Source organism: Bacillus sp. IS1 (genome assembly GCF_032461585.1).
Lineage (GTDB): Bacteria > Bacillota > Bacilli > Bacillales > Bacillaceae > Bacillus > Bacillus velezensis.
The window spans coordinates 777,890-794,654 of the sequence record NZ_JAWCWR010000002.1; the positions used below are offsets into that span (position 1 = coordinate 777,890).

Sequence of the window (16,765 nt, forward strand, 5' to 3'; positions counted from 1 at the left end):
ATTACAGTCCCTCCCGTCTTTGAAACGTAAATGCGGCGATCAGCAAAAAGAGTGCCGCCAATGCTGTATTTAAACCGAGTGCAGGCCATGCCGCTGATACATCATTTGCGTAAATGATGTTGTTAATCGCCTTATTGATCCATGATAAGGGCGACAGGACGGAAATTCCTCCGCCTTCATATTTGTAATAGGCGCCGCCGATAATGGACATCACCTGAACGATGATGACGGTGATTAATCTGGCGCTTTCGGGTTTTCTGGTCAAATAGCTCAGGCTGAGCCCGAAGCTGACGGCCAAAAGAATTTCAGAAACGAGAATCAGAAGCACAAGTCCCAGGTGGCTGCCCCAATTCGCTTTTAAGATAAATTTGCTGAAGGCGACAACGGCAAGAATCGTCAGAACATTCACAGCCAAAATGCCGAGCATCTTTCCGAGAAAGATATCGCTTTTCCGGAGCGGAGCGGCGATCAGGCGATCCGCGGTGTGCCGTATTCTTTCCCCGCGGAATAAGGTGCTTGCAAAAATCGAGGCGTACAGCCCGATCATCGTCGTCATGGATATCGCGTAAAAATCTTTCGCTTTCGGTTCTTTCGCTTTGTGTAAAGACGTCTGCTTCATATAATCGCTTTTGATTTGTCCGGCGGAAGGCGCCTTATGCGCCTTGTAAGCGGCGGCGCCTGCTTTGTATTGATTGGTAAAAGCGGTCAGCATGCCTTGGACGATCGTGCCGTTTATGCCGCTCCGGTCATTTGTATAGACTTGAAAACCGGTGTTTTTTACAGTGACGAAAGCATCCGCCTGATTTTCTCGAACCTCGTTTTTGCCTTTTGCCTCCGTGTCCGCTTTTTGAAAATAGACATGCTCTTTTTTGGCGGCTTTCATAAACTCAGTAAAATAATGAGAAAGAGGGCCGTTTGACTGGTCCGTATATACGACCTTGATGTTTCCGACCGTCACCTCTGAATCAAAGGCGTTTGATAATGCCGCAGTAAAAATCAGCATGAAGACGATCGGAAAAGCAAGCATGAAAATAAAAGTCCGTCTGTCACGGAAACTGATTTTGATTTCTTTCACGGCGATGTGCAGAATATTCATTTGCAATCCTCCTTTCAATGGGGTCAGTCGCGCAGGCTTCTGCCTGTCAGCGTGAGAAATACCGTTTCTAAGTCAGGGGCCTGTTCCTGCAAGGAGCGGATTTCAATGCCTTTGTCCATGAAGTACCGGATCAGGCGGTTTAAATTGTTGACCCCTGTGTCAGAGCTGATTTTCACGCTGTTTTCTTCCAGTGCGGCGGCTCTGACGCCGGGCAGCTCCTGAATATCGCCGAGGCTGATGCCGTTTCCGGATGACAGCTCAATCACGACGTCCTTCGTGTCGGTAATGATGGAGGTCAGCTGTTCTTTTGTGCCTTCTGCGATGACTTTCCCGTGGTCAATGATGGCGATGCGCGTGCATATTTCTTCAACTTCCTCCATGTAGTGGCTCGTGTAGATGATCGTGCAGCCCATTTCATTCAGCTTTTTCACTGACTGCAGAATATAATTTCTTGATTGCGGGTCAATACCGACCGTCGGTTCATCCATGATGATCAGTTTCGGCCGGTGGGCAAGGGCGCAGGCGATATTGAGCCTGCGCTTCATTCCGCCGGAAAAATGCTTCGGCAAATATTTGTGTTTATCGCTCAAGCCCACGAATGTCAGGGCTTCCTCGACCCGTTCTCTCAGAGCCGCCCCTCTCAGGCCGTACAGCCCGGCGAAGAACTTCACATTTTCATAGGCGTTTAATTCTTCGTAAATCGCGAGGTCCTGAGGGACGATGCCGATATTCATTTTCGTTGCTTTGCTATATTTGAAAATATCTTTTCCGAGAAACAGAATGTCTCCGCCTGAAGGTTTTAAAAGACCTGAGATCATATTGATCGTCGTGCTTTTTCCGGCTCCGTTTGCGCCGAGAAACCCGAAAATCTCACCTTCTTTTACGGCAAGCGACATCTGGTCAACGGCGGCATAATCACCGAATTTCTTACTCAGCTGTTTGAGCTCCAAAATGTTCATGTTTCCACCTCTATGTCTTATGATGCTCTTATTATAAAAAAAAGAATGAACGGCCGTTAGTGCAGCTGTTCACCCTTTTGACATGAGAATCTTCATATTTTTCACATGAAAACATTCACTTATTCAACCGGAAGCAATGTCGTAACGGAAAAACCGGCCGTGCCGTCAAAAATAACGGTTCCGTGCAGGACGGCCGCCCGTTCTTCCATACCGAGCATGCCGAGGCCTTTTTTAAAGCGGACGGCGCCGTTTCCGTTATCTTTGACTTCCGCTTTCACGGCTTTGTTCAGCACATGGATATCAATGAAAATCTGCGTGGCATCGGCGTATTTCATTGCATTGGTCAAGGCTTCGGTTACGTTTTCCTGAATGACTCTCCAATGCATTTGCGTCAGCCTGTCCAAATCGCCTTGATGCGTAAACGGAACCGGCATGCCGTTTTTGGCCGAAAATTCATCAATAAACGTTCTTAATCTGTGAATGCCCATTTGTTCAGCGGGCGGTTTCATATTTTTCAGCGTTATGCGGATATCCTCTATGCCTTCTTTGGAAATGGTAATGGCGTTTTGGAGCAGTTCAGCCGCTTTGTCCGGATGGGAGCCGAGCATCCGCTTCGCCGCTTCCATCTGAATGAGCGCGCCGGTCATGGAATGGCCGATTTTGTCATGGATGGCTTGGGACAATCTGTTTCTTTCTTCGAGTTTGCCGGTATACTCCGATTGTTTGATATATTCTGTGCTGCTGTGCAGCTGTTTCGTCAGTTTTTCAATGCTTGAGCGCATGCTGTCTGACTGCTCTTCATATTTTTTCAGCCGGTCGCTGGACCGGGCGGCCAAAACGAATATCGCCAAGCAGAACAAGGTCATGACGATATAAGTCGGAAGGTCGCCGTACGGGACAAATAAAAACGGCAAAAACACGAGCAGGCAGAACACATAGCGGTGAACCGGATATTCGGCAAGAACGGCAAAAATGGCGGGCGGCAAAAGAAATAGAAACGCCGGATGGCCTAAGGCGGAAAGCCAAGCAGTCAATGCAAGCGTCATGAGGGTGATCCCGCGCCTCCAAGCGGGCGGCCTGATCATGCAGACCGCAATGCCCAAAGACAGATAAAGCAGCAGAAACAAGACGGCGTACGGCGTGTAAGGGCGGTCTGCCGATACGAACAAAAAAGCCGTATAAAAAATGGCGATCAGTCTGCTCATCAGCATCCAAAAATCCATACCGTTCAACGCCCGTTATCCACCTTCCCGGTGATATAAAAAATGGCGATCTGCGTTCTGTGCTCAAGCCCTGTTTTCCCTAAAATAGATGAAATATAATTGGCCGTCGTCCCTTCAGAAATGAAAAGCTGTTTTGAAATTTCCCTGTTCGACAGTCCTTTCGCAATAAGCGACATGATGCTGAGCTCTCTTTCAGTAAACTGGCTTTCATCAATCTGATGCGCGGCTTCCGCCGGCCGGAAAAGGCTGTCTTTTATTTTATCCAGCACGGTGTCCTGAAGAATGCTGTGCCCGTTGAAGACGCTTTTGATCGCATCGCGTATCCGTTCCGGTTCGGTATTTTTTAATAAATATCCTTTCGCGCCGTTTTTAATCGCTTCTAAAATATACTCATCGTCGTCAAATGTCGTCAGGATCATCGGCTTCGTATCCGTTTCCTCCGCGATCCGTTTTGCGGCTTCGACGCCGTTCATCACCGGCATGCGGACGTCCAACAAGGCGATATCGACGGGATTGTGTTTACAATACTCTGCCGCCTCCAGGCCATTTTCCAACGTTGCCGATACAGTAAATTCCTCATATGTATGCAAAATGATTTTCATTCCTTCTCTGATGAAAGAATTATCATCCGCGATAATGACATTAATCTTCATGGCCGCACCCTTTGTGTGTTTTTTGTTTCATTATATACCATCCGATTTTAAATCAAAAAGCCTCCCGGCGAAAGGTGCACGGAAGGCGGATCGGTCAAGCGGGTTTTTTCAATTGGATGAAAAACAGCATCAGAAAAGAAATGATCACAATACAGATCACCCACACCCAGGCGAGTGTTTCATTGCCGGAGTCCATCGCGACGTAAATCGCTGTCGGCAGCGTTTGGGTGACGCCGGGAATATTTCCCGCAAACATTAAAGTCGCTCCGAATTCACCTAGCGCCCTTGCAATACTGAGAATGCTTCCGGTCAAGAGGGAGGGAAAGGCAAGCGGGACGGAAATACGGGTGAACACCTGCCACCTGCCGGCTCCGTCTACTTTCGCCGCTCCCTCGATGTCGGCATCAACCGCGGCGAAGCCGGTTTTAGCGGACTGATACATAAGCGGGAAGGCGACAATGGCCGAAGCGATCACCGCGGCCGACCACGTGAAAATGACGGGCTGGTGAAAAATCCGCTCAATCGCCCGGCCGATAAAGCTGTGTTTTCCGAAAATGATAATGAGAATGAAGCCGACAACGGTAGGAGGAAGAACGAGCGGGAGCATAAACAGGGTCTCCACAGCCGTTTTTCCGGGAAATCGCGCTTTCGCCATCCAAGCGCCGGCAAGCGTCCCGAGAATGATGACGGCGAGGCCCGATGCCAAAGCCACCTCAAACGACAGTACGACGGGAGTGAAAAATTCCGAAGCCGTAATGTTACTTGGCAGTAAATCCATATTTCTTAAACACTTTCATCGCTTCATCAGACTGCAGATACTGATAAAACGCTTCTGCTTCTTTACGGTGCTTTGTATCCTTGACGATGCCGAGCGGATAAACGATCGGATCGTGCGTTTTCGCCGGCGCTTCATCGGTGATTTTCACCTTTTTCGAAATCAGCGCGTCTGTTTTATAGACAAGCCCGGCATCGACATTTCCGGTTTCAACATAAGAAAGCACCTGGCGAACGTCTTTTGCATAGACGACTTTATCTTTTACCTTGCCCCACAGGGATAATGCCGTCAATGACTGTTTGGCGTATTGTCCGGCCGGAACGGATTCAGGCGTGCCGAGCGCGATTTTTTCCGCGCTGTCTTTTTTCAGGTCATTCAGATGTGTCAGGTGTGCGCTGTTTTTCTCAGGCACGATCATGACGAGATCATTTTTCAAAAGATCCGTGCTGTCCTTTTTATCGATATCTCCGTCATGAACGAGCTTTTCGAATTTATCTTCGGCTGCCGAGAAGAATAAATCAGCTCCCGCGCCTTGTGAAATTTGTTTCTGCAATGTGCCTGATGATCCGAAGTTGTCTTGAATGGTTACGTTTGAATGTGATTTTTCGTAGTTGGTCTGGATTTCTTCAAGTGCATCCTGAGCGCTGGCTGCCGCAGAAACGGTCAGCGTGACTTTTTCGTTTTGTCCGCCTTTGGAGGATTGTCCGGATGAGCAGCCCGCAGTTGCGAGGAAAACGGCCATAGCCGCAGTTGTGAGTAGTGTCGCTTTCTTTTTCAACATTGTGCACCCCTTATAGCTAAATATCATTAGATCAAACTAATTATAACGCAATTGTACGTAATGGTGCGGTTTTTTTTCAATATCTGAACAGTTATAATAAAAATGGAGCGTGATAATATGACAGAAGCCACTTCCTATACAATAGAAGAAGTTGCGGGCCTTTTGAAGGTCTCCAAATTGACAGTATATGATTTGATAAAAAAAGGACTCATTCCGGCGTACAGGGTCGGAAGACAGATGAGGGTCGATGAAGAGGACTTAAAACAATATAAAACAAACATGAGAATGTCAAAAAAGCCATCCGTATCAGAAGCTGCTGACCCGTCCCGCGGGCGGGAGCCGGAAAAAAGGCAGTCCGTTATCATCAGCGGGCAGGATGTGTCGATGGACCTCCTCAGCAAACAGCTGGAACAAACAATACAGGCGGCTCCGCTCCGCAAGTACAGCGGCAGTTTGAACAGCCTGATCGAGATGTACCGCGGGGCTTGTGACATCGTCAGTCTGCATTTGTACGATGGGGAGACGGGGCAGTATAACATCCCGTACGTGAAGCGCATTCTTTCAGGGGAGCCGTTTGCGCTTTTTCATGTCGTGCTGCGGCAGGCCGGATTATATGTGAAAAAGGGCAATCCGCTGAACATTCAGGGCTTTCAGGACTTGAGCCGAAAGGATGTCCGTATCGTCAATCGCGAAAAAGGATCAGGCGCGAGGGTGCTGCTGGATGAACAGCTCAGATCTTTCGGTATTACGCCGTCTGATGTCGCCGGCTACCATGACATTGTCACGGATCATCTGTCAGCGGCTTCACAAGTGTCAAGCGGAAAGGCGGATATCGGAGTCGGGTCGCAGCATGCGGCGCATATGGCAGGCACGGACTTTATCCCGGTGATCAGTGAACAGTACGATGTGGTCGTCTTAAAACAAAACCGGGAGCTTGTTCAAAGCGTGCAGGACATCCTCAATTCTGAGGAATTCAAGTCTCAGCTTTCTCAATTATCCGGATATGATACGAAAATGACCGGACGGCTCATATATGAAACATGAAAAATCCCTCCATATAACGGAGGGATTTTTTTATTGCTTGTAAAACCGCAGCAGGTCGCCGTTTAATATTTTATCGGAAAGCATCAGCTCTTGTTCCGCTTTTTCTTTCTCATCGCTGCACGCGCTCATGTCAGAAAGCGGTTCACCCGTTTTACGGCTGTAACACGTATTTTTCGTATAAATATGATCATCCGTGATAAAGCTGCCGTTTCTCAGCACCGCAAACGGGGTCCGCTCTCCGGAAAACAGATCATTGCCGAACTGAATGCTGCCTTTCGTTTCAATGCCGAGCAGGTGAAGCAGCGTCGGTCTTACATCAACCTGTCCCGCGGCGGAAGCAATCGTTTCCGGCGCACGGTCGGTCACCCCGGGAATATGAATGATAAACGGCACGCGCTGAAGCTGAACCGTATCAAACGGAGTGATTTCCTCTTTCCCTAAGAATTCGGCAAGTCCTTGATTATGGGCTTCGGATATACCGTAATGATCTCCCATCAGGACGATCATCGCGTTGTCATACAGTCCTTCTTTTTTCAGCTTCTTGAAAAAGTGTTTCAGGGCCTCATCTTCATAGCGGACCGTCGTCACATAGCGGTTTAATAAATCGCTGCTTGTGTCCGGTTCCTCAATGAGCTGATCCTGTTTTTCAATTTCAAAAGGAAAATGGTTGGTCAAAGTCAGCAGGCTCGCGTAAAACGGCTGCGGAAGCTTCTTTAATTTTTCCGCTGACTGTTCGAGAAATTCCTTATCCTTCAGGCCCCAGCCTGTTGAATTTTCCTGTGTCACCTTAAATTCATCCGCGTCGAAAAAACGGTCGATTCCGAATGTCCCGTACATCTCATCCCGGTTCCAAAAGGCCTTATGATTGGCATGCAGAACGGCTGAATAGTATTGACGGTCTTTTAACATATGGTACATCGTATTGAACCGGTGGCCGCTTTTTGTAAAAAAAACGGCGCCGCTTGAAGACGGATACAGCGAATTTGCAGTAATGAATTCTGAATCTGAGGTTTTTCCCTGTTCAGTCTGCTGATAAAAATGAGTGAAGTCATAACTTTTTTTCCGCAGTTTATTTAAAAACGGGGTAATCTCCCGCCCGTTGACCCGCTCATCCATTACAAAACGCTGTGTTGATTCGAGCGTAACAAAAATCACATTGCGCCCCTTTGCCAGCCCGAACTTTGATTCGGACGGCCTGCTGTAGTCGGCTTGAGTGTAATTCGCGACCGCGGCAAGGCTGTCTTCGTCGGCAAACGCTTTTGCCCCTGCATTCAGCGTCTGCGAAATGGTGTCATACAAATGAAAGTGGAACAGGCCGATTCCTTTTACGAGCGCTTCACGATCAAAAGGGTGCTTGAACAGCTTCGGCTGCTCGGCCTCAGACAGCGCAAGGTTGCACAGCATGAGGCCGGCTGATGCCCACGCATACGCTTTAACGGTACGGGCGCCCGTTTTTCCTTTACCGGCTTTATACCTTTTACCAAGGTAAAACAAAACCGCAATATCCAAAAATAAAGCGATATAAAGCGGGTGAAACAGCTCTTGGACGCTGCTCCCCATATCACCCATATTGCTCGCCTGAAACAAAACCGGTATGGTGATAAAATCAATATAAAAACCGTAAAACACCGTATTTGCGATTAAAATCCCCGTCAGCATCACATTTGCCGAAAGCAGAAAGATCCGCTGTTTTTTTTCCGTCAGCAGCAGGGCGATGCCGAACAGCGGCACAATGAAGCTCAGCGGATTAATGAGAAGCAGACATTCCTCAAGAACCGAATTGTTCTGCAGATCAAAACCGAGCTTATAAACGGCATAGGTTTTCATCCACATGAACAGGATGGACAGGCATAAAAACCGATGATTGCTGAAAAAGGTTTTCTTCATATGTATGACTCCTCACCCTAAAAGCGAAAAGACGCTTTTTGTTTAAGAGATGCGTCCGTGAACCAGTTCGTATAAATAATAGCAGGATACAATCGTTAAGCCGGCCAGCACAAGCTGCTCCGAAAAGCTCCCCGTTCTCATATAAAGGGGAAGACGGAAGCGGATGGCGGACGGAAACAGCAGTTTAATGCCGTTGACGGTCCATGCGTCAAGCACAAGATGGCTCGCCATTCCGATCATCAGTCCGGCGGAAATGCTCGGATTCGGAATATAGGTTGCCGTAATGAAAAACATAATAAGCATAAACAGCAGACTGTGTGTAAACGTTCTGTGGCCGAACACCGTGCTTACGATTTTGGACAGAACGGGCAGCGTCCTGCCGATTTTGCTTTTCGTATGGCATATGTCGGGAATCAGCGCCCCGAGGGCACCCGCTGAGGTCATAAGGACCGGATCATACCCGTAATAATACGCAATTGCGGAACAAGAAGCGATGCCTCCCATGATGTGTGTTTTTCCTGTCATTTTTCGCTTCTCCTTTTTATTTTTGCCAAAATCCCCTGAATTACAAATATATCAAGAGAATGCATGTTTGATCAACAAACTTTACCTGTTCCGCCAAAAGGAAGGAGACGCGGATTCCGCATATTCTGCCGCGGAAAAAGACACATTATAGGTGTACCTATATTTGATAAAGAGGTGATACAGATGGCTTTCTTTAACAAAGAAAAAGGAAAAAACAGCGATAAAAACAAAAACGTCATTCAAGGCGCGCTTGACGACGCCGGTGCAGCTCTGAAAGACGATCCGCTTCAAGAAGCTGTTCAAAAGAAAAAAAACAACCGCTGACCATATAAGACGGGTAGGGCGAACGCTCTATCCGTTTTCCATCTAATTTTTCCCTTTGACAGATCTTTTTATCTCTGATAACCTCTGAGTAGAATTGAATGATAAAAATCCTCACTCTTTCTCGGTGAGGTAGAGGTTGCGCTTGATGATGAGTCGCACATGCCAGGCTGATAGGGGCCGCAAAACATGTGTTAAAGGCATCAGCGCCGAAGTGTAAAGAAAGCCGATCCTTCTTTATGCTGGGACTGTATCTGAATAAGTGCAGGACTGCCGCGTGCTTTTTCGCGGAGGGCTATCCGGAGATCAAGGGTGTGTGTGTTTCTTTAAGCATGGACTTTTGTTCAGGCTTTTTTTTGCGTGTAAATATGGTCTCGGGGTCTGGTCCGTACGAATGAACAACCAGGAGGTACAGGAATGGAACAGACGAAAAAATGGGGTTTTTGGTTATTAACGGCGTTTGTCGTAGGAAATATGGTAGGCTCGGGCATCTTTTCGCTTCCGAGTACGCTCGCAAAAATCGCGAGCCCGTTCGGCGCTACATCGGCATGGCTTTTAACGGGAGCCGGTGTGTTAATGATCGCGCTGGTCTTCGGCCACTTATCCATCCGCAAGCCTGAGCTGACGGCGGGACCGCAAAGCTATGCGCGTGCGCTGTTCAGCGATCGGAAAAAAGGGAATGCAGCGGGCTTCACGATGGTGTGGGGCTACTGGGTGGCGAGCTGGATCAGCAACGTGGCGATCATCACGAGCCTTGCCGGATATTTAACATCATTTTTCCCGATTTTAACGGATAAGCGTGAAATGTTTTCGATCGGCGGTCAGGCTGTTACGCTCGGCCAGCTGCTGACGTTTGCCGTATGTACGGTTTTATTATGGGGCACTCACACGATTCTCGTCACCAGCATTAACGGTGCGAGTAAATTAAATTTTGTCACGACGTTTTCAAAAGTATTAGGATTTATCTTCTTTATCATTGCAGGTTTATTTGTGTTTCAAACGTCGTTTTTCGATCATTTTTATTTTCCGGTTCAAACAGGTCCTCACACAGTTGAGGGAATCGGCGGGCAGATCCACAATGCGGCGATTTCAACATTATGGGCGTTCGTCGGAATTGAATCGGCAGTCATCTTATCCGGACGCGCCCGTTCGCAGCGCGACGTGAAACGCGCCACCATTACCGGATTATTGATCGCGCTTGGCATCTATATCATCGTGACATTAATTACGATGGGCGTGCTTCCGCATGGTAAGCTTGTCGGCTCGGAAAAACCGTTTGTTGACGTATTGTACGCGATCGTCGGCAACGCGGGAAGCGTCATCATGGCAATACTGGCGATTTTGTGTCTGTTCGGAACGATGCTCGGCTGGATTCTTCTCGGCTCTGAAGTTCCGTATCAAGCGGCGAAATCCGGAGACTTTCCCGCTGCTTTTGCAAAAACGAATAAACAGGGAAGCCCGGTTGTGTCGTTAATCGTAACGAACGTGATGTCACAGATCTTTATCTTTTCAGTTATTTCCCGGACGATCAGTGACGCGTTTACGTTTTTAACAACGGCGGCGACGCTCGCTTATCTGATTCCGTATCTCGTATCAGCGTTTTACAGCCTGAAGCTCATTTTTACGGGTGAAACGTATGACGAGATAAAGGGTTCAAGAGTAAGAGACGGTATCATCGCCATCCTTGCCTGCATTTATTCTTTTTACGTCATTATTACCGGAACGGCCGATTTAACGACCTTTATTCTCGGTATCGGGCTGTTTTTCGTCGGTTTGCTGTTATATCCTTTCGTCTCAAAGAAATTTGCAAACAACAGACAATCAGTATGACAAAAAGACATCTCACGTCTGTGAGATGTCTTTTTTGTTTGGGGCAGCGGGTTACTTTTTGACGGCGTGTATATAATGAATGGTCTCGAATGCGGTTAAATGGTCAGTGCGTCCGCTGAAAAAACGGTCATTGACGTCCGCCGGAGATAAATGTTCATAAATAAGCAGACCTGATGATTCTAATATTTTTTCGATTTCTTTATAACTGAAACACGATAACATCGGTTCTCCGCTTGCTGCAGCCATTTTCACCATGTTTTCCACTCTGTTTGACAGTCCTCTTTCTTCAAAGAGCGACTCATCTGCATAATCAAACACGATAGAGCTTCCCGGCGGGACTTCGGCAAATAATTGTGTGAGCAGGCGGGCGAGATGCTTTTTCGTAAGATAGTATGACACACCGAGCAGGCTGAAAAAGGTTTTTTGGCGTGAAAAACCTTCCTGATACAGACGGCTGAAAGAAAGCGAAGCGGCGAAGTCCATCGGTACAAAATGTAGATGATGGGAAATGCCGAGCTTCAGATGTTTCAATCTGTTTATTTTGTCTTCCTGTGAAGCGGGATGATCGATTTCAAATATGTCTAAGGCGTTTGTCACCTCAGGATGCCTGAAACAAAAAGTATCCAGCCCCGCGCCAAGGATGACATACTGTTTGGCCCCGAGCTTCACTTCATTGAAAAGCACTTCTTCACAATATGCGGCACGGGCTAACGGTGTAGGAGACAGCTGGACTTGAGTCACCCATTTTAAGATGTCATCCGGTTGGCCTTGAAGCCTCTGGGCCATGTCTTTGCTGAAAAATGATATACCTTGAATCAGATGAGCGCGGATGTCCGAATGCTCTTTTTCAGAAATCAGATCTTGTGCCAAAAAATCATCAAATATCACCGGGGTGTCGTATTTACTGTGGTACGCCCTTCCGAAAGCGGACAGCAGGGAAGTCATACTCGCCTTGTTTTCTTTCATATAAAGATCCTCCGTTATTTACATCAATCTCCGGCCGGGAGAATCTTATTATACATGTTAATCTAAAAATGTAAATTATAGCATAAATGAATTTTTTTGTCAAGTTTTAAGCGTAATAAAAAGCCGCTGTGACAGCGGCTTCGGGGTTACTTCGTTAAGCTTTTTGTGATGTAGTCGAGCTGGCCTTCAAGTGAGATCGGGTCTGAGAAATAGAAGCCGATCGGATCAATGCGGTAGACATGGTTTTGTTTGACGGCATCGAGGTTCTTCCAGATTGAGCTGTCAAGCACGCCTTTGTCGTCACCGCCGGCCTGCCATGGCCCCATAAAGATGTAGTCTCCCGCGAAGTCAGGCAGTTTCTCGAGTGAAATGCTGGCGTAGCCCGGCCCTTGATTAATGGCTTTTTCCTGCGTCAGTTTTGTGGCCTTCAGCCCGAGTTTGTCATAAATGATGCTTCCGCCGCGGCCGAAGTCTTTACCGAATACATAGATGTCTTTTCCGTTTGTCTGCATGATGGAGATGGTTTTTGAGCCGACCGCTTTTTGAACCTTTGTTTTAGCGGCAGCGGTTTTCTTATCCCATTCAGCCAGCCATTTGTCTGCTTTATCTTCAGTGCCTGTCATTTTCGCAAACTCTTTGAATTGATCAATGTTGCTGAGCTTGTCATATTTAATGGCGATTGTCGGCGCGATTTTTTCCAGTTTTTCAATATCGGCGCCTTGTGTCGTCCAGACAACGATTAAATCCGGCTTTAAGTCAATGATTTTTTCAACGGACGTGCCGTCGCCGATGTTTGTCACACCTTTTGTTTTCCCTTTGTAATAAGGGTTTTTAAATACGTTTTGCGGCGCGCCGACAACATTGATGCCGAGCTGTTTAAAGTCGCCGTAGTAGCCGTCAGCCATGACGACGACCCGTTTCGGGTGCTTCGGAATGTTAATATTGCCGTTTTCGGCTTTATACGTGATGGTTTCTTCTTTTTCAGAAGAACCTTTCGTGTCTGAAGAATTGCCGCATGCGGCCAAAGCGGCGATGAGCAGCACGGCAATCAGCGCTGCGCCGATTTTCTTGTATGTATGGAACATCTGACATTCCTTCTTTCATAAAAATTAGTGATAAAGAGAATCATTATCAGTGTGATTATATCACTGCTTTCATAGAGAAGCACGCTCTTTTTAAAGAAAAACTTTCTTTTTTTATATGAAATTAGGTCTATTAAAAGAGAAGATAAAAGTGCTATACTGAAACAAGTCATTGATAATCATTATCATTACCATTCTTGTTTTGAGAAAGGAAGAACGAGTGTTGGGTCTATTGAAAAAGAAACAGACAATGACGGCTCAAGGGGCATCAGGGAGTGAAATCCAGTGGACGGCGCGTTCATTCCGGGCTGCTGTGCTGCTGTGTGCCGGTATTGCGGTTTTATTGATCGGCGCGGCTCTGTCTGTTTCCATCGGAGCTGCCGATATTCATCTGCGGACGGTGTGGGATGCTCTCTTTCACTTTCAGCCGCAAAATACATCTCATCAAATCATACGCGATCTGAGGCTGCCGAGAACTGCCGCCGCCGCGCTCGTCGGGGCTTTTTTAGCTGTGTCCGGGGCGATTATGCAGGGGCTGACGCGGAACCCGCTTGCTGAGCCTTCCATTATGGGCGTGACGTCGGGGTCAGGATTTGCGATCGCATTGGCATTTGCTTTTTTTCCGGGGCTGTCTGCGGCGGGACTTGTTTTGTGGTCCTTTGCGGGAGCGGGAATCGGAGCGCTTATTGTGTTTGGCATCGGCCTGTTTTCAAAAGGCGGTCTGACACCGGTGAAGCTCGCGCTGGCCGGTACGGCAGTCGGCTATTTCTTAACGGGGCTTTCAAGCGCGATTGCGATCCGTTTTGATGTCGCCCAGGATGTGAAGTTCTGGTATGCCGGAGGAGTCGCTTCCGTCAAATGGGAAGGCGTGCAGCTGCTTTTGGCGGTCGGGGTTATCGGACTTTTGCTGGCATTTCTGATTGCGCGCTCAGTGACGGTGCTGAGCTTGGGTGAGGAACTGGCCAAAGGGCTCGGGCAGTACACATCGCTTGTGAAAGTAATCGGAATGTTTGTCGTTGTCCTCTTGACGGGGGCTTCAGTCTCAGTCGCCGGAGCCATTTCTTTTATCGGCTTGGTAATTCCGCATATCACCCGATTTTTAGTCGGGGTAGATTACAGGTGGATCATTCCCTGTTCGGCGGTATTCGGCGCCGTTCTGTTAGTCTTCAGTGATATTGCCGCAAGACTCGTCAATGCGCCGTTTGAAACACCGGTCGGCGCTTTAACCGCCCTTATCGGCGTTCCCTTTTTCTTTTATTTGGCGCGCAGGGAAAGGAGAGGGCTGTAATGAATGTAAAATCGAAAAAACCGCTGGCGGTCATGGCCGTTACGTTTTTGCTCATATGCATCGTCTTTTTTATCAGCTTAAACATGGGGGTGATCCGGATTGCGCCTCTTGATACGCTGCGTGTCTTTTTCGGACAGGGGGATGCCCGGGATCAGCTCGTTTTATTTGAATTCAGACTGCCGCGCATGGTGCTGTCATTGCTGGTCGGCGCCGGAATCGCGGTTTCAGGCGCGATTTTTCAAAGCGTGTCTCAAAATGACTTGGCGGAGCCGGGCATTCTCGGTATTAACGCCGGAGCGTCTTTGGCGGTCGTTCTGTTTATCTTCTTTTTCCAAGGATCAGTTGTTGATTTAAGCATGGCCGGTACATGGCTGCTTCCGGTGAGCGCTTTGGCGGGGGCTTTTCTGGCTGCGCTGCTCATCTATGTGCTGGCTTGGAAAAAAGGCGTTTCACCTGTCCGGCTCGTTTTGGTCGGGATCGGCGTCAATGCGGGGTTTAATGCGCTTCTCTTGATTTTTCAGCTGAAAATGGACCCGCGGGATTTCATGCAGGCGCTTGTATGGATTTCCGGTTCGATTTGGAACGCCAATTGGAAAATGGTGCTGTCTATTTTGCCGTGGCTGCTGGTTCTTTTACCGTTCAGCCTCTATAAAGCCAGGTATTTAAATGTGCTTCAGCTCGGTGATCAGCTGGCGGCGGGGCTTGGCACCCGGGTTGAAAAGGAGCGGCGCGTTCTGCTGATGTCCGCCGTTGCCCTGACCGCGTCATGTGTTGCGGCAGCCGGCGGAATCGCTTTTCTCGGACTCATTGCGCCGCATTTGGCCAGAAGGCTTACCGGGCCGCGCCACCAGACGCTTATCCCGGTTTCGGCTTTAATCGGAGCATTTTTATTTCTGCTTGCCGATACGCTGGCGAGAAATGTGCTTGCACCGTCGGAAGTTCCCGTCGGCCTGGTGATTTCCGTACTCGGAGCGCCGTATTTTGTATATTTGCTGATGAAAACGAAATAGAGGAAGGAGACTGCCGCGATGAACTCATTATCGGCGGAACAGCTTACTGTCGGTTATGGCGACCGTTTGATAGCGAAAGAATTGGATATCGCCATCCCGAAAGGAAAAATTACAACGCTGATCGGTCCGAACGGCTGCGGAAAATCGACGGTTCTCAAAACGATGTCAAGAATCATGAAACCGAAATCCGGCGCCGTCTATTTAAACGGACAGGCGATCATGCAAAAATCCACGAAGGACATCGCCAAGGAAATGGCAATTCTTCCGCAGACGCCTGAAGCGCCGAGCGGGCTGACGGTGTACGAACTTGTTTCTTACGGCAGGTTTCCGCATCAGTCCGGAATGGGCCGTTTGAGTGATAAAGACCGTGACATGATCAAATGGGCGCTTGAAGAGACGGGGATGGCCGAATTTTACGACCGGCCGATCGAAGCGCTTTCCGGGGGGCAGCGGCAGCGTGTGTGGATCGCCATGGCGCTCGCTCAAGAAACGGAGCTGCTGCTTCTTGATGAACCGACCACTTATTTAGATCTGGCCCATCAGCTTGAAATTTTGCAGCTGCTGGACAAATTAAACAAGGAGCAGGGCCGCACCATTTTAATGGTCATTCATGATCTGAACCATGCCGCCCGTTTTTCCCATTACATGATCGCCCTGAAAAAAGGGCGCGTCATCAAGGAAGGAACGGCGGAGGAAGTCATGACTCCCGGCATATTGGAAGACGTTTTTCAGATTGACGCACAGATTGTAAAAGATCCGCGCACGAACAAACCGGTCTGCTTAACCTACGATTTAATCCGGCATGAAAACGCAACGGTATGATGAAAAAAAACGCAGAGCCATTCCGGCCTGCGTTTTTTTATTGCACCCGGGGCTGATTTTGTCCGGAGACGCATTTATCCAAAACGAAAAAAACTCCCGCCACAATCAGCTCCTCCGTCGTTGACAGCCAAATCTTTTCAATCAGTTTATCCGTCGTATACGCGGTCATCCAGAGGAACAGCAGCTGAACGGTGCTGGCTAAAAGGAGAAAAGGCAGCCTGCCCGTCCCAAAAAAGGTAAAGCTATGTATCATCAGCCGCTCAAGCGGTTCAAAACATAAACCGAGAAGAATAAAAAGCACGGAAAAAAGCAGGACGTACGCCATCGATCCGTAGCTCGTCCCGGCTAATGAAAATACAGCCATCATCACGATAAAATACCCGAATAATACGGCAGCGGCTGCCAGGGCATACCGGAGCACCTGAAGAAATAACATTTTCGTCCCGTTTTGATTGATCATCTGTTCAGCTCCTTTTCACACAGAGGAGACTTGCAGAGACGGA

17 protein-coding genes and 1 riboswitch are annotated in these 16,765 nt (G+C 48.2%); of the genes, 6 read left to right on the forward strand and 11 right to left on the reverse strand.

Annotation, left to right across the window (positions count from 1 at the left end; all coding sequences use genetic code 11):
• Position 1: 1 nt before the first annotated feature.
• The 6 genes from RUW00_RS11950 to modA all read right to left on the reverse strand — a co-directional run bounded on the left by RUW00_RS11950 (position 2) and on the right by modA (position 5,487).
• Positions 2-1,096, reverse strand: coding sequence for an ABC transporter permease (locus RUW00_RS11950; RefSeq protein ID WP_061862563.1), 1,095 nt, complete (start codon positions 1,094-1,096; stop codon positions 2-4).
• 23 nt (positions 1,097-1,119) lie between these two features.
• Positions 1,120-2,055, reverse strand: a complete 936-nt coding sequence (locus tag RUW00_RS11955) for an ABC transporter ATP-binding protein (protein WP_014418872.1) — start codon at positions 2,053-2,055, stop codon at positions 1,120-1,122.
• A gap of 119 nt (positions 2,056-2,174) precedes the next feature.
• A complete protein-coding gene (locus RUW00_RS11960; RefSeq protein ID WP_174747447.1) occupies positions 2,175-3,278 on the reverse strand; it encodes a sensor histidine kinase in 1,104 nt (367 codons plus the stop codon).
• Between the two features lie 5 nt (positions 3,279-3,283).
• The gene (locus RUW00_RS11965; protein WP_003151754.1) at positions 3,284-3,931 is read right to left on the reverse strand and encodes a response regulator transcription factor; all 648 of its coding nucleotides are present in this window, start codon (positions 3,929-3,931) and stop codon (positions 3,284-3,286) included.
• Positions 3,932-4,025: 94 nt separating this feature from the next.
• Entirely contained in the window at positions 4,026-4,709 is a 684-nt protein-coding gene (gene modB / locus RUW00_RS11970; RefSeq protein WP_017418930.1) for a molybdate ABC transporter permease subunit, read from the reverse strand.
• Complete coding sequence (gene modA, locus RUW00_RS11975) at positions 4,690-5,487, reverse strand: molybdate ABC transporter substrate-binding protein (RefSeq protein WP_025649275.1); 798 nt, start codon at positions 5,485-5,487, stop codon at positions 4,690-4,692. The genes modB and modA overlap by 20 nt, the downstream gene beginning before the upstream one ends.
• 117 nt (positions 5,488-5,604) lie before the next feature.
• Between modA and RUW00_RS11980 the strand changes: the two genes are divergently transcribed.
• On the forward strand, positions 5,605-6,531 hold the full coding sequence (locus RUW00_RS11980) for a substrate-binding domain-containing protein (RefSeq protein WP_014418869.1): 927 nt from the start codon (positions 5,605-5,607) through the stop codon (positions 6,529-6,531).
• 30 nt (positions 6,532-6,561) lie between these two features.
• On the opposite strand, the gene RUW00_RS11985 is transcribed toward RUW00_RS11980, so the two are convergent.
• Positions 6,562-8,418: an LTA synthase family protein gene (locus RUW00_RS11985; RefSeq protein ID WP_280144621.1), complete on the reverse strand. Its 1,857-nt coding sequence runs from the start codon at positions 8,416-8,418 to the stop codon at positions 6,562-6,564.
• A 42-nt stretch (positions 8,419-8,460) separates the two neighbouring features.
• Positions 8,461-8,943 carry a metal-dependent hydrolase gene (locus tag RUW00_RS11990; protein WP_003151759.1) on the reverse strand — a complete coding sequence of 161 codons (483 nt, stop codon included), beginning with the start codon at positions 8,941-8,943 and terminating at the stop codon, positions 8,461-8,463.
• Between the two features lie 183 nt (positions 8,944-9,126).
• On the opposite strand from RUW00_RS11990, the gene sspJ reads away from it, so the two are divergent.
• Both sspJ and RUW00_RS12000 read left to right on the forward strand, forming a co-directional pair.
• Positions 9,127-9,267, forward strand: coding sequence for a small acid-soluble spore protein SspJ (gene sspJ, locus RUW00_RS11995; protein ID WP_021494114.1), 141 nt, complete (start codon positions 9,127-9,129; stop codon positions 9,265-9,267).
• 122 nt (positions 9,268-9,389) lie between these two features.
• Positions 9,390-9,570: riboswitch (Lysine riboswitch) on the forward strand.
• Positions 9,571-9,681: 111 nt separating this feature from the next.
• Positions 9,682-11,094, forward strand: a complete 1,413-nt coding sequence (locus RUW00_RS12000; RefSeq protein ID WP_007410036.1) for an amino acid permease — start codon at positions 9,682-9,684, stop codon at positions 11,092-11,094.
• A 51-nt stretch (positions 11,095-11,145) separates the two neighbouring features.
• On the opposite strand, the gene RUW00_RS12005 is transcribed toward RUW00_RS12000, so the two are convergent.
• On the reverse strand, positions 11,146-12,060 hold the full coding sequence (locus RUW00_RS12005) for a class I SAM-dependent methyltransferase (RefSeq protein WP_280144620.1): 915 nt from the start codon (positions 12,058-12,060) through the stop codon (positions 11,146-11,148).
• Positions 12,061-12,206: 146 nt separating this feature from the next.
• Complete coding sequence (locus RUW00_RS12010; protein WP_280144619.1) at positions 12,207-13,145, reverse strand: iron-hydroxamate ABC transporter substrate-binding protein; 939 nt, start codon at positions 13,143-13,145, stop codon at positions 12,207-12,209.
• A gap of 247 nt (positions 13,146-13,392) precedes the next feature.
• Here RUW00_RS12010 and RUW00_RS12015 point away from each other — a divergent pair, with 247 nt between their 5' ends.
• Genes RUW00_RS12015 through RUW00_RS12025 form a run of 3 tightly spaced genes read left to right on the forward strand, consistent with a single transcriptional unit; the run spans position 13,393 to position 16,262 of the window.
• Positions 13,393-14,430 (forward strand): FecCD family ABC transporter permease, encoded by a 1,038-nt coding sequence (locus RUW00_RS12015; RefSeq protein ID WP_029973587.1) that lies wholly within the window; start codon positions 13,393-13,395, stop codon positions 14,428-14,430.
• Entirely contained in the window at positions 14,430-15,440 is a 1,011-nt protein-coding gene (locus RUW00_RS12020) for a FecCD family ABC transporter permease (protein ID WP_025649272.1), read from the forward strand. The genes RUW00_RS12015 and RUW00_RS12020 overlap by 1 nt, the downstream gene beginning before the upstream one ends.
• 18 nt (positions 15,441-15,458) lie before the next feature.
• Entirely contained in the window at positions 15,459-16,262 is an 804-nt protein-coding gene (locus RUW00_RS12025) for an ABC transporter ATP-binding protein (protein ID WP_007613715.1), read from the forward strand.
• Positions 16,263-16,299: 37 nt separating this feature from the next.
• On the opposite strand, the gene RUW00_RS12030 is transcribed toward RUW00_RS12025, so the two are convergent.
• On the reverse strand, positions 16,300-16,722 hold the full coding sequence (locus RUW00_RS12030) for a regulatory YrvL family protein (protein ID WP_315956621.1): 423 nt from the start codon (positions 16,720-16,722) through the stop codon (positions 16,300-16,302).
• Positions 16,723-16,765 lie beyond the last annotated feature (43 nt).

What these genes read in the sequence shown, in the direction of transcription:
- RUW00_RS12015 (WP_029973587.1), top strand. Translation starts at nt 13,393, where the DNA reads ATGACGGCTCAAGGGGCATCAGGGAGTGAAATCCAGTGGACGGCGCGT.
- RUW00_RS12000 (WP_007410036.1), top strand. Translation starts at nt 9,682, where the DNA reads ATGGAACAGACGAAAAAATGGGGTTTTTGGTTATTAACGGCGTTTGTC.
- RUW00_RS11990 (WP_003151759.1), bottom strand. Translation starts at nt 8,943, where the DNA reads ATGACAGGAAAAACACACATCATGGGAGGCATCGCTTCTTGTTCCGCA.
- RUW00_RS11985 (WP_280144621.1), bottom strand. Translation starts at nt 8,418, where the DNA reads ATGAAGAAAACCTTTTTCAGCAATCATCGGTTTTTATGCCTGTCCATC.
- RUW00_RS11960 (WP_174747447.1), bottom strand. Translation starts at nt 3,278, where the DNA reads ATGGATTTTTGGATGCTGATGAGCAGACTGATCGCCATTTTTTATACG.
- RUW00_RS11980 (WP_014418869.1), top strand. Translation starts at nt 5,605, where the DNA reads ATGACAGAAGCCACTTCCTATACAATAGAAGAAGTTGCGGGCCTTTTG.
- RUW00_RS12010 (WP_280144619.1), bottom strand. Translation starts at nt 13,145, where the DNA reads ATGTTCCATACATACAAGAAAATCGGCGCAGCGCTGATTGCCGTGCTG.
- RUW00_RS12005 (WP_280144620.1), bottom strand. Translation starts at nt 12,060, where the DNA reads ATGAAAGAAAACAAGGCGAGTATGACTTCCCTGCTGTCCGCTTTCGGA.
- RUW00_RS12020 (WP_025649272.1), top strand. Translation starts at nt 14,430, where the DNA reads ATGAATGTAAAATCGAAAAAACCGCTGGCGGTCATGGCCGTTACGTTT.
- modA (WP_025649275.1), bottom strand. Translation starts at nt 5,487, where the DNA reads ATGTTGAAAAAGAAAGCGACACTACTCACAACTGCGGCTATGGCCGTT.
- RUW00_RS11955 (WP_014418872.1), bottom strand. Translation starts at nt 2,055, where the DNA reads ATGAACATTTTGGAGCTCAAACAGCTGAGTAAGAAATTCGGTGATTAT.
- modB (WP_017418930.1), bottom strand. Translation starts at nt 4,709, where the DNA reads ATGGATTTACTGCCAAGTAACATTACGGCTTCGGAATTTTTCACTCCC.
- RUW00_RS11950 (WP_061862563.1), bottom strand. Translation starts at nt 1,096, where the DNA reads ATGAATATTCTGCACATCGCCGTGAAAGAAATCAAAATCAGTTTCCGT.
- RUW00_RS11965 (WP_003151754.1), bottom strand. Translation starts at nt 3,931, where the DNA reads ATGAAGATTAATGTCATTATCGCGGATGATAATTCTTTCATCAGAGAA.
- RUW00_RS12030 (WP_315956621.1), bottom strand. Translation starts at nt 16,722, where the DNA reads ATGATCAATCAAAACGGGACGAAAATGTTATTTCTTCAGGTGCTCCGG.
- RUW00_RS12025 (WP_007613715.1), top strand. Translation starts at nt 15,459, where the DNA reads ATGAACTCATTATCGGCGGAACAGCTTACTGTCGGTTATGGCGACCGT.
- sspJ (WP_021494114.1), top strand. Translation starts at nt 9,127, where the DNA reads ATGGCTTTCTTTAACAAAGAAAAAGGAAAAAACAGCGATAAAAACAAA.